This window comes from Alcaligenes aquatilis (genome assembly GCF_003076515.1).
Classification (GTDB): domain Bacteria; phylum Pseudomonadota; class Gammaproteobacteria; order Burkholderiales; family Burkholderiaceae_B; genus Alcaligenes; species Alcaligenes aquatilis.
The window spans coordinates 3,413,830-3,431,185 of record NZ_CP022390.1 but is presented as its reverse complement, the minus strand read 5'-3'; the positions used below and the strand labels follow the sequence as shown (position 1 = coordinate 3,431,185).

Below are 17,356 nucleotides of genomic sequence, written 5' to 3'. Positions count from 1 at the left end.
AAACAGAATACCATAGGCAGATGCCCTAACTGGCGTCCATTACTCTCTTCAAACACCCATCCACTTTACTTATGCAAGCCTGGATCTCTGATCTTATTTCGTGGCTCTTGACCACCCTGTCTCTGCCCGAAATCGGTTTAAGTGCCATTTTCATCGTCAGTCTGGTCTCGGCTACTCTCCTTCCCCTAGGCTCGGAGCCTGCGGTGTTCGCCTATATCAACCTGGCCCCGGATATGTTTTGGCCTGCGGTACTGGTGGCCACGGTAGGCAATACGGCTGGCGGGGCGATCAGCTATGCCACTGGCCTGGCTGCCGAAAAAGCGTACGAAGCCTGGCGCGAAAAGCACCCGCAAAACACCGAGGACGGAAACACGCCCAAGAACAAGGCCGCTGGTCGCTGGCATGAACTGGGGCAACGCTGGCTGACCCGCATGGGCCCGCCCGCTCTGCTCCTGTCCTGGCTACCAGTGGTAGGTGACCCCCTGTGTGCCGTCGCCGGTTGGCTACGCCTGCCGTTTTGGCCCAGCCTGTTTTACATGGCGGTGGGAAAACTGGCGCGCTACATCACCATGACTGCGGGTCTGCTGTGGATTTTCCCCAAATTGGGTTGGTAATTTGCTGCAAACTGGCTGCAAAGCACCTCTTATCCCTGACTTGCCCATGTAGTAAGGGGGCAGCCTGGCTACGATTCGTATACACTTGTCTTTTGCCTATCTGCTCCTCGCTGAGCCGCCCTTGACGGGCCTTGCCAACTATCGCCATGAACGCCCCCATTGCAAGCAAGCACCTGGCTGCCCAGGCACGCAACACCGACACGCCGCGCCTGCGTGAAATCCCCTACAACTACACCTCTTACTCGGACCGGGAAATTATCCTGCGACTGCTGGGTGAGGAAGCCTGGGAAAAGCTGTCTGAGCTACGCTCTGAACGCCGCACCGGCCGCTCCGCACGCATGCTGTTTGAAGTGCTGGGTGACATCTGGGTTGTCAAACGCAACCCTTATTTGCAGGACGATCTGCTGGATAATCCCAAGCGCCAACGTCAACTGATCGAAGCCTTGAATCATCGCTTGAACGAAATCGACCAGCGCCGAGACAGCGCCGTACCCGATCGCGATGCCAAGGTTTTGCGGCTGTTGCACGCTGCCCGTGGCGCCGTGGCCGCATTCGAACAGGAATTTACCGATACTCGCGAGCTACGCCAGAAAATCGTGCGCTCCCTGTCGCGCCTGACCGCCAAGGACAACATCAAGTTCGATGGTCTATCGCGCGTCTCGCACGTCACTGACGCAACCGACTGGCGCGTGGAATATCCCTTTGTCGTGCTCACCCCAGACCACGAAAACGAGATGGCCGCGCTGGTCCGTGCCTGTATTGAATTGAAGCTGACCATTATCCCACGTGGGGGTGGTACGGGTTATACGGGCGGTGCTATTCCACTTAGCTGGCGCTCGGTGGTGATCAATACCGAAAAGCTCGATGCCATTGGCAAGCCCGAACAAACCACGCTACCTGGCATGAACGAACCCGTCACCACCATCCTGACCGGTGCTGGCGTAGTAACACGCCGTGTGGCGGATGCCGCCGAAGCGGCTGGTGCCGTTTTCGCAGTGGACCCGACCTCGGCCGACGCCTCCTGTGTCGGTGGCAACATCGCCATGAACGCGGGCGGAAAAAAAGCCGTTCTATGGGGTACCGCGCTGGACAACCTCGCCTGGTGGCGCATGGTCGATGCCCAGGGCAACTGGCTGGAAGTGACCCGTCTTGAACACAATATGGGCAAGATCCACGACGTGGAAATGGCTCATTTTGAAGTCAAATGGTTTGATGGCCGTTACGCCCCTGGTGCCCAGTTGCTGCGCAGCGAAACCCTGCATATTGAAGGCCGGCGCTTTCGCAAGGAAGGTCTGGGGAAAGACGTCACCGACAAATTCCTGGCTGGCCTGCCCGGTATCCAGAAAGAAGGCTGTGATGGTCTGATCACGCAGGCCCGCTGGGTACTGCACCGCATGCCTGCGCATACACGCACCGTCTGTATGGAGTTTTTCGGCCAGGCCAAACAGGCCGTGCCCTCCATTGTGGAAGTCATTGACTACCTAAACGGCGAAGGCAAGCGCATCGGCGCGATTCTGGCCGGTCTGGAGCACCTGGACGAACGCTATCTGCGTGCCGTGGGCTATGCCACCAAGAGCAAGCGCGACGGCCTGCCCAAAATGGTCTTGATTGGCGACATCGTAGGCGACGACCCTGATGCCGTGGCCACCGCTGCCTCCGAGGTAGTGCGTCTGGCCAATGGCCGCTCCGGTGAAGGGTTTGTGGCCGTCAGCGCCGAAGCCCGCAAGAAGTTCTGGGCCGACCGTGCCCGTACCGCTGCCATTGCCCGCCATACCAACGCCTTCAAGATCAACGAAGACGTGGTGATCCCCCTGCGCCGCATGGGTGAATACACCGAAGAAATCGAACGCATCAATATTGAGCTGTCCACGGACAACAAGCTGCGCTTGACCCGTGAACTGGAAGACTTCCTCCAGGGCGATCTGCCCGTAGGCAAGATCGAAGACCACAACGACGCCGAGCACACACGCGAAGAGATCCTGAACGAGCGTCGTCACGATGCCCTGCAAATCGTACGCACTGTACGCCAGCGCTGGCAGTGGCTGCAGGACAATCTGGACAAGCCGCTGAAGGACTCGCAAGCTGAGCTGGCCGAGATTGGCGTGCCGCTGGAAAGCACCGCTATCGACGCGCGTTTGCAAGAAGACCCGAACACCTCGATTTTCCAACTATTGCAGGATCACACGATCCGCACGTCCTGGAAGAGCGAGATTCGTGAAAACCTGGAACACATTTTCCCTGGTGCCGACTGCGCTGCCGTACTGACCGAACTGCAGGCTATTCACGACCGTGTGCTGAAAAGCCGTGTGTTTGTGGCTCTGCACATGCACGCCGGTGACGGTAACGTACACACCAATATCCCCGTGAACTCGGACGACTACGGCATGCTGCAGCAGGCCAATGTCACCGTGGCTCGCATCATGCAAATTGCGCGTGGTCTGGACGGTGTGATCTCCGGTGAGCACGGTATTGGTTTGACCAAATACGAGTTCCTGACGCAAGAAGAGCTGGATCCCTTCCAGAACTACAAGCGCGAAGTGGACCCGAACAACCACTTCAACGCCGGCAAGCTGATGCCCGGAGCGGATTTGAGCCGCGCCTGGACGCCCAGCTTCAACCTGCTGGGCCACGAATCGCTGATCATGCAGCGCAGCGAAATCGGCTCCATTTCCCACGCCATCAAGGACTGCTTGCGTTGCGGCAAGTGCAAACCAGTCTGTGCCACCCACGTGCCACGGGCCAACCTGCTGTACTCGCCCCGCAACAAGATTCTGGCCACCTCTTTGCTGATCGAAGCCTTCCTGTACGAAGAGCAAACGCGTCGCGGGATCAGCCTGAAGCATTGGGAAGAGTTTGAGGACGTGGGCGACCACTGCACCCTGTGCCACAAGTGCTACAACCCCTGTCCGGTGGATATTGACTTTGGCGATGTATCCATGGAAATGCGTTCCTTGTTAAAACGCATGGGCAAAAAGTCCTTTAATCCGGGCTCGGCAGCGGCCATGTTCTTTTTGAACGCCAAAGATCCACGCGTCATCAAAGCGACTCGAACCGCCATGATCGAAGTGGGTTACAAAGCCCAGCGTGCTGCACACAATCTGCTGGCAGCTCCCGCCCGCAAACAGGTCAGCGCCCCGCCTGCCACCATTGGCAAGGCCCCTATTCGTGAACAGGTCATCCACTTCATCAACCGCAAGATGCCTGGTGGCCTGCCCAAGCAGACGGCTCGTAAATTGCTGGATATCGAGAACTCGGATTACGTGCCTATCATCCGTAATCCTGAAGCCACCTCGGTGGACTCAGAAGCCGTGTTCTACTTCCCCGGCTGTGGTTCGGAGCGTTTGTTCTCACAAGTAGGCCTGGCAACCCAGGCCATGCTCTGGCATGTAGGCGTACAGACGGTTCTGCCTCCTGGCTACCTGTGCTGTGGCTACCCGCAGCGCGGCAGCGGTCAAAGCGACAAGGCCGAGAAGATCATCACCGACAACCGTGTGCTGTTCCACCGCATGGCCACCACCCTGAACTACCTGGACATCAAAACCGTGGTGGTCAGCTGTGGTACCTGTTACGACCAGTTGGCGGGCTACGAATTCGACAAGATCTTCCCCGGTTGCCGCCTGATCGACATCCACGAATACCTGCTGGAAAAAGGCTTGAAACTGGAAGATGTGCAAGGCGTGCGCTACATGTACCACGACCCTTGCCACAGCCCCATGAAGCTGCAAGACCCCATGAAAACGGTCAAATCCCTGGTGGGCGACAGTACCATCAAGGCAGACCGCTGCTGTGGCGAGTCGGGCACGCTGGCTGTGTCGCGTCCGGATATCTCCACGCAAATCCGTTTCCGCAAGCACGAAGAACTGCAGAAGAACCAGGATGCTGTTCGCGCCGATGGCTTCCAGGGCGAAGTCAAAGTGCTGACCTCCTGTCCGTCCTGCCTGCAAGGTTTGTCCCGTTACGAGGACGAAACCAAGATGGATGCGGACTACATCGTGGTGGAAATGGCCAAGCACATGCTGGGCGAGAACTGGATGGCGGACTACGTACGCCGTGCCAACGATGGTGGTATTGAGCGCGTTCTGGTGTAAACCACGCGCATCACTCCCCCTGAACAGGCCGGCTTTATGTCGGCCTGTTTTATACGTGGTGTGTGAGTATTTTTTACCGCTGGGCCGATTCCAAGGTAGAAGCGCCCCTCGGGGAGCCGCAAACCGAAGGCGCAGCATGAGGGACTTTTTCCTGGCTGGGCTATTCTCAAGGGTACTCTTCGGATGGCAGCTATGCGAAGGTGCCACGTTGAGCACTTTTCTACGGGGCAACCCAAGCAACGCCCCCTCGAGGCACATGTAGCCCAAAACGCAGTATGGAAGCTTTTTCAGAATAGGGGTTTTATGTCTGTTGATGATCCATTGCTAATCAGCCTGCAGGCCCTGCTCCAAAGCGAACGCACTGCGTCTTTAGGCACACTCAGCAATCAGGGATTGCCGGTAGTCTCCCGCGTCCCCTTTGCGATCTGCCCCGAACAAGCCAGCATCATCATCCACATCAGCGAAATGGCGGCTCACACCCGTTATTTGCTACAACGCCCCGATGCCAGCCTGATGATCAGCCAAAGCGAACACGGTCAGGATGCCGTCCATGACCTACCCCGCGTCACCTTTCAGATGCTGGCTCGCAAACTGGAGCGCGAGCAGCCCGACTGGGAACAAGCCAAGCAGGCCTATACCGCCCGCTTTCCCGATATGGAGTTTCTGAGCAGTTTCACGGACTTCCATTTCTTCGCGCTGGACCTGGTCAGGGTGCGCCATATTGCCGGGTTTGCAGCGGCACGAACATTGAAACCAGAACTGGTACGCACCTTGCTGGCAGAGCCTGTGGCCAATTAAGGTCCCTGGGTTTGAAATCACAGCCACCCTTGGAAGCGCTGAAATCCCGCTCCGGTCATCACCACGTTAAAGCACCTTAAAACAGCAGCAAACAGGGGTACCTTCACCCCTTCCAGGCTCCAGTCAACATCCCAAATGTTGCAACCCGTGCAACAAAATCATCACTAACTGGTTTTCAGACACAGAAACCAGATCATCAATTAAACGCCTTGTTCACAAGAAGAATCGCCACTCTCTATCCAGGCTCCCCGACTCAGTCGCACGTTTTCGCATGTTTCAAACGCTAAACATGACAAAACGTAAATTTGACCGCTATAAGATTCAACAGATACGACGTTAAATAGCACGCATGGACCCGACAACACGACCTCACAACGAGTTGCCGCCACGCATAGAAAAACACCCTGGAGAGGAAGAGATGTCGAACAAGAGACGCAGCACCTATGTGCTGGTGCAAATGGCCTTATTGAGCCTGGTTTTGCCTGGCACCGCCCACGCGGAACCAGATAGCTCGCTGCAACAATGGCGGACTAAAGAATACAAACGTCAGCCTGGCCTGGACATGATCAACGCCGCCCAAGCCTATTCGCTGGGTTTTACCGGCAAAGGCGTCACGGTCGGCTATCTGGACTCCGGCATTGCAGGCAATCATCCCGAATTTGCCGGTGCCATTGCGGGTGGCTTTGATTTCAACACCAATACCCCCTACGCCAATGGCCAAGGCATCGACTCTGACCCTCCATCAGGTCACGGCAGCCACGTTGCGGGCATTATGGGCGCACGTCGTGATGGCGTTGGCATGCATGGTGTCGCGTTCAACAGTCAGCTTTTTGCCGTCGCTTACGACGGCGCGGATGAGGACGACGACATACTTGGCAATGATCCTTATGAACCAGACCCACGTGAAGCGGCCGCCGCCTTTGATCGCGTTGCCTCACAAGGTTGGAACTATTTGGCCCAGTTCAAGCTGCCCATCATCAACAGCAGCCTGGGAGTCAATGGTTGCAACAATGCCAGCTCCCCACCACCCTGTAATGTCGTGGACTACGGCTCACCCGAAGGCGTGCTGGATTGGCAGCCACTGGCTATCGAGGCTTTTCACAACAGCGTAGATGCAGGCTCCCTGATGGTATTTGCCACCGGCAATGAATCGCAGGACCACCCTGACCTGCTGGCTGGCTCTCCCTACTGGTTTCCTGAGCTAAAAGATAATTGGCTGGCGGTAACGGCTCTGGGCGAGGATGGATCTTTAGCCTCCTATGCGAACAAATGCGGCGTGGCAGCCGAGTGGTGTCTGGCCGCCCCAGGGGGGGACGACAAGCCCGGAATCAATTCAGTCAATTCCTCGGGTGGCTATATCGCTTTTAGCGGCACCTCTATGGCCTCCCCGCATGTCGCGGGTGGAGCGGCTTTGGTGAAGGAGGCTTTCCCCTATTTCACCGCTTACCATTTGCAGCAAACCCTGCTGACCACCGCAACCCCTCTGGGCGACCCCAGCACGTACGGCTGGGGTTTAATGAACGTGGGTAAGGCCGTGCAAGGCCCCGCACAATTTACCCGCCTGTTCGATGTAGACACGCTGGGCTACCACTCCACCTTCGCCAATGACATCAGCGGTATCGGAGGCTTGCACAAGCGCGGTTCCGGCTCTTTGGAGCTGACGGGCAATAACAGCTATACCGGTGACACCACCGTCAGCGGAGGTCGTCTGGCCGTCAATGGCACGCTGGCCTCTGCCGTAACCGTCGAGCGTGAGGGAACGCTGGGTGGTTCCGGTACGGTCGCACAAGTCGATAACTACGGCACCCTGGCCCCAGGTAATTCGGTAGGCACCTTGACCGTCAGCGGCGACTACACGGCTCATGCCGGTTCGGTGCATGAACTGGAAGTTGGTCCTGCTGGTGCGACAGATCGTCTGGTGGTTGGCGGTGCAGCCCATATCGACGGCACCCTGAAACTGGCCGGTGGTCCCTTCCGCCAGAACGTGGCCTATTCCTTTCTGGATGCGGCTAATGGTGTGACAGGTCAGTACAGCCACATCACTTATGACATGGCTTTCCTGTCGCCCACACTGCTCTACGGCCCCAGCCTGTCCTTGATGATCAAACGCAATGACACGCCGTTCGCTGCGTTTGCCAATACAAGTAACCAGAAAGCCGTGGCCAATGCCTTGGATACCGGCTCGGACCAACCGCCAGCCGCTATGGCTGAACTGTATGACACGGTGCTCAATGCACAATCCGGCAGCGTGGCAGGCTACATGGAGCAGCTACAAGGTCAGATCCATGCCGGCACCACCTCGGCGCTGCTCAGCAATGGCGACCTGCTGCCGCGCACCTTGGGCAAACAAGCCTCAAGCGCACGTAATACAACCGGCAAAGAGACCGTCCTGTGGGCTGAAGTGATCCATCAACAACGAGATCTGGACGGTGACGACAATAGCCAGGATGTACGCCACAAAGTAGGCGGCCTGTTCCTGGGTGGCGATACGGCTATCGGCGAACAAGGCTGGCGCATGGGCGCCTCTCTGGGCTATCTGGAAAACCGCATCAAGCTGGATGATCGCCGTCAGACCTCGCGCAGCAATAGCTACAGCGCAGCCCTATACGGGACGCAGGCTTGGGAAATGGGCTCGGGCAGTCTGAACCTGCTGGCTGGTGGTGCTTACACACGCCACAGCCTGGACAGCGAGCGCTCCATCTCTGTTCACCAATACGAAACACTAAAAGCGGACTACAAGGCGCACAGCATTCAGGCCTTTGCCCAACTGGGTTACCGCATGCCAGTCAGCCCACGCTCCAGCGTAGAGCCTTATGCCAGCGTCAATTGGCACCAACTACGCCACGGCTCCTTCAGTGAATCGGGTGGCCAAGCCGCCTTGCGTGGCGACTCGCAACGCCAGAACCTGAGTACCGTCACATTGGGTCTGCGCGGCACCACGGAACTGGACCTGTCCAAAACCACCTTGTCCCTGAGCGCCGGTTTGGGCTGGCGTCACGCCCTAGGTGACACCACACCCGAGCGTGAACTGGCCTTTGCGGCTTTGCCCGGCAGCAGCTTCCGCGTAAGCGGCGCGCCTATCGCCAAGAATGCTGCTGTTGCCGAATTGGGCGCCGAGCTGAAAGCCGGCAAAAGCACCTCCTTCGGTCTGAACTACCAGGGTCAGTTTGGTCGTAATCAGGATCATGCGGGCTCTCTGTTCATGAAGGTGCGTTTCTGATTTAAGGCCCCGAGGCGGGGTTGGCGTTCCGCCGATCCCGCGGCAGGCATAACAGACCGCCATCAAGAATCCCTGCGATGCGCGTGCATGACAGGGGCCCCACAAGAACACGATCTCGACAATACAGCAGCCCATAACTGCCGGATTAAACGGCTATGCCGTTAAATGACAGATGCCTTGAGAACCTCCACGGCAGGTTTTCACAACGAGTGGCCACCCTCCTTAGAAAATCCAAGTAGATAAGACATGTCGAACAAGAAACGCAACACCTCTATGTTGGTGCAGTTGGCTTTGTTAAGCCTGACTTTACCTGGCATCGTCCATGCCGATTCTGAGAGCTCACTGGAACAATGGCGCACTAAAGAATACAAGCGTCAACCCGGCCTGGACATGATCAATGCAGCCAAAGCCTATTCGCTGGGCTTTACCGGCAAAGGCGTCACGGTCGGTTATCTGGACTCGGGCATTCAGGCAGATCACCCTGAGTTTGCCGGCGCCATTGCTGGGGGCTTTGACTTTGCCAACAATACCCCCTACGCCAATGGCCAAGGAGTCGATACTCAGCCTCCTGCCGGACACGGGAGCCATGTTGCCGGAATCATTGGTGCGAGACGCGACGAAGCAGGCATGCACGGCGTCGCCTTCAATAGCCAGCTTTTTGCTGTTGCCTACGGCATCAATGCTGAGGACGATAACGACGATGATGATGCTGGTGGTGATGATGACGCTACCCCGACTCCAGACGATATAAGGGCCTTTCAAGATCGAATGCTCTCTAATGGCTGGAACTATCTCGCCCAGTTCAAGCTGCCTATTATTAATAGCAGTCTGGGGCTCAATGACTGCCGCGACTCATATGCCCCACCCTGCCATGTACTGGACTACGGCTCAGCTCAAGGCGCTCTAGATACGCAGCCTCTGATTATCCAGTCCTTTAAGAACAGCGTACAGGCCGGCTCCCTGATGGTATTTGCTACCGGCAATGAGTCTCAAGACCACCCTGATTTTCTGGCCGGCTCTCCCTACTGGTTTCCCGAACTGAAAGACAACTGGCTGGCCGTAACGGCAGTCGGGGAAGATGGTTCTTTGGCCGTCTACGCTAATAAATGTGGTGTTTCCGCCGAGTGGTGTTTGACCGCGCCAGGGGGAGAGTGGGCCCCTGGCATTAACTCCGTCAACTCGGATGGAGGCTATATTTATAAAAGCGGCACCTCCATGGCATCGCCACACGTGGCCGGAGCCGCAGCGTTAGTTAAAGAAGCCTACCCCTACTTCACCGCCTATCATCTGCAACAAACCCTGCTGACCACCGCAACCCCTCTGGGCGACCCCAGCACGTACGGCTGGGGTTTAATGAACGTGGGTAAGGCCGTGCAAGGCCCCGCACAATTTACCCGTCTGTTCGATGTGGACACGCTGGGCTACCACTCCACCTTCGCCAATGACATCAGCGGTATCGGAGGCTTGCACAAGCGCGGTTCCGGCTCTTTGGAGCTGACGGGCAATAACAGCTATACCGGTGACACCACCGTCAGCGGAGGTCGTCTGGCCGTCAATGGCACGCTGGCCTCTGCCGTAACCGTCGAGCGTGAGGGAACGCTGGGTGGTTCCGGTACGGTCTCCAAGGTTGATAACTACGGCACCCTGGCTCCAGGCAACTCAGTTGGCACCCTGACCGTCAACGGCGACTACACCGCCCATGCCGGTTCGGTGCATGAACTGGAAGTCGGCCCCGCAGGTGCGACAGATCGTCTGGTGGTTGGCGGTGCCGCTCATATCGACGGCACCCTGAAACTGGCCGGTGGCCCCTTCCGCCAGAACGTGGCCTATTCCTTTCTGGATGCCGCCAACGGTGTGACAGGTCAGTACAGCCACATTACGTACGACATGGCTTTCCTGTCGCCAACGCTGCTCTACGGCCCCAGCCTATCCTTGATGATCAAGCGCAATGACACGCCGTTTGCCACATTTGCCAATACCGGCAACCAGAAAGCCGTGGCTAACGCTTTAGATACCGGCTCGGACCAGCCACCAGCCGCGATGGCTGAACTGTATGACACGGTGCTTAATGCCCAGTCCAGCCAGGTCGCAGGCTATATGGAACAGTTGCAAGGCCAAATCCATGCGGGCACCACCTCGGCTCTGCTGAGCAACGGCGACCTGCTGCCTCGCACCTTGGGTAAACAAGCCTCGGGCGCACGTAATACAACCGGCAAAGAGACCGTCTTGTGGGCCGAAGTGATCCATCAACAACGAGATCTGGACGGTGACGACAACAGCCAGGATGTACGCCACAAAGTGGGCGGTCTGTTCCTGGGCGGGGATACGGCTATCGGTGAGCAAGGCTGGCGTATGGGCGCCTCCTTGGGCTATCTGGAAAACCGCATCAAGCTGGATGATCGCCGTCAGAGCTCGCGCAGCAATAGCTACAGCGCGGCCCTGTACGGCACACAGGCTTGGGAGCTAGGTTCAGGCAGTCTGAATCTGTTGGCTGGTGGTGCTTACACCCGCCACAGCCTGGACAGCGAGCGCTCCATCTCCGTTCATCAGAACGAGACACTGAAGGCAGACTACAAAGCGCACAGCATTCAGGCCTTTGCCCAATTAGGTTACCGCATGCCGGTCAGCCCTCGCTCCAGCGTAGAGCCCTATGCCAGCGTGAACTGGCATCAACTACGCCACGGCTCCTTCAGTGAATCGGGTGGCCAAGCCGCCTTGCGCGGCGACTCGCAACGCCAGAACCTGAGTACCGTCACACTGGGTCTGCGCGGCACCACGGAACTGGACCTGTCCAAAACCACCCTGTCCCTGAGCGCCGGTTTGGGCTGGCGTCATGCCCTGGGTGACACCACACCCGAGCGTGAACTGGCCTTTGCCGCCTTGCCAGGAAGCAACTTCCGCATCAGCGGCGCGCCTATCGCCAAGAATGCCGCTGTTGCCGAACTGGGCGCCGAGCTGAAAGCCGGCAAAAGCACCTCCTTTGGCTTGAACTACCAGGGACAGTTTGGCCGTAACCAGGATCATGCTGGCTCTCTGTTCATGAAGGTTCGTTTCTAAGCAGGGCAAAAAGGCACGGGGCCAAGGTACTGTCAGTCCCGTGTCTGATCAAACAGACAGGCATGAAAAATCCCTGCGATGCTCAAAAGGCATGACAGGGACTCAGGCTAAAAAACCAAACCGGCACACGCCGGTTAATAGCAATTAGCGGTCAGATTCGTTAAAGCTACAGACGGTGTATACCGACAGGCCAGAATCCTTAACGGCTTGAGAACCACCCAACTCAGGCAGATCAATGATCGCAGCAGCTTCCACCACATTGGCACCCAGGCGCTGCAGCAAACGTGCGGCAGCCAGCAAAGTACCACCGGTCGCGATCAGGTCGTCGATCAGCAAGACACGCTGACCAGGGCGCACGGAATCGGTGTGCATCTCGACGCTGGCATTGCCATATTCCAGGGAATACTCTTCGGCCACGGTATTGAAAGGCAGCTTGCCCTTTTTACGCACTGGCACAAAACCCAGGTTCAACTCATAGGCCAGAACCGAACCTACGATAAAGCCGCGTGCATCCACACCCGCCACCAGATCCAGTTTTTGTCCCATGTAACGATAGACAAATAAGTCAATCAACACCCGAAAGGAACGCGGGTCTTGCAAAACCGGGGTGATATCGCGGAAAGTCACCCCTGGCTTAGGCCAGTCCGGCACATTGCGAATGATTTGACGGATGTACTGGGTGGGATCAATTTGCATGTCAAAGCTTCTACAACAAAAAATCCGGACGCGAAGGGCGCTCTTGGATACGTTGCAAGTGTACACAATTGGGCAGCAGCAACAAGGGCTTACCCGGCTTGTGCCCGTCAGTTGTACTAATACGACGCGATTGGGGAAGAATCCCTGCAGACTTGACCCAAAGCGACCTTTTAGTTTGGCTCTAAAGTATTTACTAGAGTGCCGGATTGTCGCTGCAAACGACCCGCTTCAAAGTGATAAACGCTATCGACCAAAGGCAGCAAACGGGTGTCATGCGTAGCCATAATCACGGTTTTTCCTCGCGCCGCAGCCAGAATATCCTGCATCAAAGCCTGACTGGTCGGGCCATCCAGACTGGCTGTAGGCTCGTCCAGAAACCAGATATGGGCGGGTGACAAAAGTACCCGTGCCAGACACAGGCGACGCTGTTGCCCCAAGGACAACTGCTGCCCCCCTTCACCCAACCAGGTATCCAGCCCTTGCGGTAAATCGCGTACCACACTGTCCAGTTGGGCATCGTGAAGAACCTGCCAGATTTGTTGCTCAGAAGCGGTCGGTTCAGCCAGCAAAAGGTTATCGCGTACCGAGCCAAGAAACAGCGGCGAGTCCTGCGCCAGCAAAGCGCAATGATCAAACCAGCTAGCGCGGCTCCAGTCCTGGGCCGCTTCACCCTCTATCAGATACTGCTGGCCCGAGACTGGCAACAAGCGCATCAGCACGCCCAGCAAGGTGGACTTGCCCGAGCCGCTAGGCCCAAAAATGGCAATATGCTCTCCGGCTTGGACTTGCAGCGACAAGTGATCCAGCACCGGCTGCGAACCATAGGCAAAGCTCAAGTCCGTGATTTCCAAGCTGGCTGGTTTATCCAGCACAATGGCCTGCGCTTGCTCCTGATCGGTCTCTTCAGGCTCGTCCAGAATCGTCAGCAAACGATTGCTGGCCGCCTGCACCTCTCCCAGGCGAGATGCGCCGCGCATCATGGGGGCCATGATCTCAAACAAACCTAACAGAGCCAAAACCAAGCCTACCCATAAGGGGCCGCTCATCGCTTCCAAATTGACTTGCTGTGCTCCTACCAGCAGGCAGATCATCAGGGCCACACCCATCAAGACCTGCTGGGAAAACTGCCCGACAATACCCCAGCCATTGCTGCGCAAACGGGCTTGCCCCAGTTCCTGGCCAAGCTTGTCCACTTGCTCTTGCACGGCATCCGCAGCTGCAAACACCTGAATATCGGCATAGGCGCGGATCGCCTGATGCACCAGAACACGCTGGCGGTTCTCCAGTTGATGCACCTGCTGGGCTGCACGGCTGGCACCTCGGGCACAGATATACGGAATCAGACAAGCAGCGATTAGCAAGCAGGCCAAAATCAACCACGCCCACCAGGACAGCCAGGTTTGCAGCACCGCGCTAAATACCAGAGCTGCCACGACAGCAGTAGTCAGCGGCACCAAAATCAGCAGAAGGACCAGATCCAGCACAGCAACGTCGGAAGTCAAGCTTGAAGCCAGTTCCCCATCCCGGAACTGGGCCAGGCGCGACTGACTGAACCGGCTCAATCGTCCAAAAACCAGGCTACGAATACGTACCTGCAGATCCAGGGTCAGGGCATGTCCAACCACTCGCTCCAAATAGCGTGAGGCGATACGCCAGAAAGACAGGCCACGAATCATGGCCGAAGGACCGAACAGGTTGAATACGATACCCATAGCGGCCAGGAAGGCGCTGCTCAGGAACCAGCCCGCCACTCCCAGAAGGCCCACACCCGCCGCTACTGTGCTGATCGCCAACAGAACCGTAAACAATACGGCACCACGTCGTGCGCGCAGGCTGGAGCCTAAAAGACGAAACCACGCTTTCATGTCGTCAGAACTCCTTGGGCGATGTGCAGTTGATTCGAGCACATTGCCGCCAGCTCCTGGTCATGCGTGGCTACGACCAGACAGCGTCCCTGACAAAAACGCAGAATATTGTGCATAACGCGATCCCGTGTCGCCGCATCCAGGCGGGAACTAGGTTCGTCCAGCAAAACCACATGCGGATCGGTCAAAAACAGGCGGGCCAATGCCAGGCGCTGAATCTGCCCACCGGAAAGACCAAATCCACCCTCACCCAGAGCCGTTTGCAAACCATCAGGCAAAGCGCGCACGAACTCGGCCGCACAGGCTTGTTCCAAGGCTTGCCACAACTGATCATCACTAGCTTGAGGGGCAGCCAGACGCAGGCCGTCAGCAATCGTACCCATGGCTAAAAAAGCCTGCTGGGAAATCAGCACAACCCCATCATGGCGCGTCAGCAGGCGCCCGGCCGTATCACTGTTACGCAGCAGAATTTCGCCCTGTGCCAAAGGGCGCAAACCAATCAGGCTTTCCAGCAAACTGGTCTTGCCCGAACCACTGGCCCCCAGCACCGCGTAAGACTGATTGATATAGAGTTGCAGACCGGGCACTTCCAACAAGGTCCCCTGCCCGCCCAACTGTGGCAAATGCAGCTGCCGCAGCACCAAGACCGGCAAATTCGGAAAAACAGTTTTAACGTCTGCACTGGTGGGAGCAGCAGGAATCAAGTCTTGTCCCAGGTTCGCCCACAGTCTGTCGACCTCTACCGCAGCGGCACGTGCTGCCGCCCGATCGTGATAATTGGCGGCTAATTGGCGCAAGGGCTGGTAAGCCTCTGGAGCCAGGAGCAAACAGAACAAACCCTGCTGCAAGCTGACACCGGCAAAAGACTCACCCAGATAGCCCAGATAACCCAAACCGATATAAACAGCGATCCCAGCCACACCCAATGCCGCAAAAAACTCCAGCACGGCCGATGACAAGAACGCGATGCGTAGCACTTTCATGGTGCGTGTGCGTAGCTCCTGACTAGCCAGCTCCACACGCTGCAGCTCGTCCTGTCCGCGCCCCATCAGGCTCAAGGTAAAAATTCCGCGCAGCCGGTCGGCAAAAAAGCCAGACAGGCGCAAGGTTGTTTGTTGTTGCTCCCGGCTGGCGGCCTCCGCCCCCCAGCCAACCAGGGCCATGAACAAAGGAATCAGAGGCGTGCTCAACAAAAGAATCAAGGAAACAATGCCATCGACCGGCAAGACTGCCAACACCAGTGCCAAAGGCACCAGTGCGGCGGCCGCCATGCAAGGGATATAGCGCGTCACAAAGCCATCCAGGGCTTCGATTTGCGTGATCAAACTGGTAGAGAGCTCACCGCTGTTGCTGGCCCGTAAACGAGGCACCGTACTCCGGAACAAGCGGGCAAACAACTCAGAGCGCAGCCCTTGTTTCAGTTGCTCTGAAACCTTTTGCGCACGACGCTCGCCCAAAGCGGAAATGGCGGCGCGCAGCAGCAAGAGTGCGGCCACCATCAGGATAGAAAAAAGCTGCCCTGTCCAAGGCAGACCATCGACCACAATTGCCTGCACAATCTTTGCCAGCAACCAGGCCTGGGGGATCAGTAAAGCGCCCGCCAGCACCGGGGCCAGCATAGAGGCCCGCAAAGCCGTGCGGGCTCGGCTGGAGAATTGCCCCAGCCACTGTTGCGCCGTTGGACTTTGCGGGGTCAATCAAACCTCGATATCTGCATTAGCTTTGGAAGATGTCGCGTTCTGTAAAGCCGTGTTCTCACGCAACTCGAACCACATCGCATTCAGAATGGAAAATGCGCAGGCCAGACCCAAGCCGAGAATCCAAGAGAAGTACCACATATGCGCTGGCCTCCTTAGTAAGAATGAGAAGAGTCTTTCATGCTGGCAACCGACACCTTGCCACGCATTACGCTATACACCCAGGAGGTATAGAGCACGATGATGGGCAAGAACACCAAGGTCACCAGCAACATGATCCACAAGGTCAGATGACTGGCCGAGGCATCAAACAAGGTCAGGCTGGAGCCGGGGTTCAAAGACGAAGGCAGCAAGAAAGGAAATACCGCAAAACCAAAGGTTAGGATAATGCCCGCCAAGGCCAGGGACGAGAACAGCAAAGCCAGCAAGCCACGACCACGGCCAGCCAACAAGGCGCCCAGCAACAAACCTGCAAAGCCGACAATGGGCGCCGCCCACAAGGCAGGCCAGGTCCGGTAGTTGGCCAACCAGGCGCCTTCGACCATTTCAACCGTTTTGCCAATGGGGTTGGACATGGCATGGGCCACTTCGGGCCAAGGCATGCTGTAGCCATTCATGGCGCTAATCCACCAGCCACCGACCGCAAAAGCCACGATAGACAGCAAGCCCAAAGGCTTGGCCCAGGCACGCGCACGGCGAGCCACATGATCACTACCCTTCCAAGCAACCACTACCGCCCCTTGGAATGCCAACATCAAGACGCTGAGCAACCCGCACAGGATGGCGAAAGGCTGGAACAGACCGAAGAAATTGCCTTCGTACATCGGGCGCAACGTTGTTTCATCAAAGCCGAACGGCACGCCCAGCATGACATTACCAATTGCCACACCAAACACCAGGGCACAAACCAGACCGGAAGCGGTCCAGACCGCGTCCCAGTTACGCCGCCAGCGTGACGAGCTGAGCTTGCTGCGGTACTTGATGGCAACCGGGCGCACAATCAAAGCCACCAAAAGCAGCATCATGGCCAAGTAAAAACCCGAAAAAGCCATGGCATACAGCAAGGGCCAGGCCGCAAAGGCCACACCACCGGCCACGATCAACCAGACCTGGTTACCTTCCCAGACCGGGCCGATCACGTTGTACAGCGTGCGCCGCTCATCATCACTGCGAGCAACCAGTGGCAGCACCATCGCCACCCCAAGGTCAGCCCCGTCCATGATGGCAAAGGCAGCCAGCAAAACGCCCAGCAGCAACCACCAGATGATGCGCAAGGTGTCGTAATCGAGAAGAATCAGATTATCCATGATGGTTCCCCCTC

10 protein-coding genes are annotated in these 17,356 nt (G+C 57.3%); 5 read left to right on the top strand and 5 right to left on the bottom strand.

What is annotated here, in order from left to right; genetic code table 11:
- Positions 1-71: 71 nt before the first annotated feature.
- The 5 genes from CA948_RS15705 (at position 72) to CA948_RS15685 (ending at position 11,777) form a co-directional block, all read left to right on the top strand.
- The gene (locus CA948_RS15705; protein WP_094197842.1) at positions 72-614 is read left to right on the top strand and encodes a YqaA family protein; all 543 of its coding nucleotides are present in this window, start codon (positions 72-74) and stop codon (positions 612-614) included.
- A gap of 146 nt (positions 615-760) precedes the next feature.
- Positions 761-4,702 carry a DUF3683 domain-containing protein gene (locus CA948_RS15700; protein WP_094197843.1) on the top strand — a complete coding sequence of 1,314 codons (3,942 nt, stop codon included), beginning with the start codon at positions 761-763 and terminating at the stop codon, positions 4,700-4,702.
- Positions 4,703-5,005: 303 nt separating this feature from the next.
- Positions 5,006-5,500 (top strand): HugZ family pyridoxamine 5'-phosphate oxidase, encoded by a 495-nt coding sequence (locus CA948_RS15695; protein ID WP_108728496.1) that lies wholly within the window; start codon positions 5,006-5,008, stop codon positions 5,498-5,500.
- 418 nt (positions 5,501-5,918) lie between these two features.
- Positions 5,919-8,720: an autotransporter domain-containing protein gene (locus CA948_RS15690; RefSeq protein WP_108728495.1), complete on the top strand. Its 2,802-nt coding sequence runs from the start codon at positions 5,919-5,921 to the stop codon at positions 8,718-8,720.
- A gap of 246 nt (positions 8,721-8,966) precedes the next feature.
- The gene (locus CA948_RS15685; RefSeq protein WP_108728494.1) at positions 8,967-11,777 is read left to right on the top strand and encodes an autotransporter domain-containing protein; all 2,811 of its coding nucleotides are present in this window, start codon (positions 8,967-8,969) and stop codon (positions 11,775-11,777) included.
- A gap of 144 nt (positions 11,778-11,921) precedes the next feature.
- Here the strand turns inward: CA948_RS15685 and CA948_RS15680 are convergent, their stop codons facing one another.
- The 5 genes from CA948_RS15680 to cydB all read right to left on the bottom strand — a co-directional run bounded on the left by CA948_RS15680 (position 11,922) and on the right by cydB (position 17,342).
- Complete coding sequence (locus CA948_RS15680; RefSeq protein WP_094197849.1) at positions 11,922-12,473, bottom strand: adenine phosphoribosyltransferase; 552 nt, start codon at positions 12,471-12,473, stop codon at positions 11,922-11,924.
- A gap of 170 nt (positions 12,474-12,643) precedes the next feature.
- On the bottom strand, positions 12,644-14,338 hold the full coding sequence (gene cydC / locus CA948_RS15675) for a thiol reductant ABC exporter subunit CydC (RefSeq protein WP_094197850.1): 1,695 nt from the start codon (positions 14,336-14,338) through the stop codon (positions 12,644-12,646).
- A complete protein-coding gene (gene cydD / locus CA948_RS15670; RefSeq protein ID WP_230019313.1) occupies positions 14,335-16,035 on the bottom strand; it encodes a thiol reductant ABC exporter subunit CydD in 1,701 nt (566 codons plus the stop codon). Before cydD ends, cydC begins: the two co-directional genes overlap by 4 nt.
- Positions 16,036-16,176, bottom strand: coding sequence for a cytochrome bd-I oxidase subunit CydX (gene cydX / locus CA948_RS15665; RefSeq protein WP_108728493.1), 141 nt, complete (start codon positions 16,174-16,176; stop codon positions 16,036-16,038).
- A 14-nt stretch (positions 16,177-16,190) separates the two neighbouring features.
- A complete protein-coding gene (gene cydB / locus CA948_RS15660) occupies positions 16,191-17,342 on the bottom strand; it encodes a cytochrome d ubiquinol oxidase subunit II (protein ID WP_108728492.1) in 1,152 nt (383 codons plus the stop codon).
- Positions 17,343-17,356: the final 14 nt, after the last annotated feature.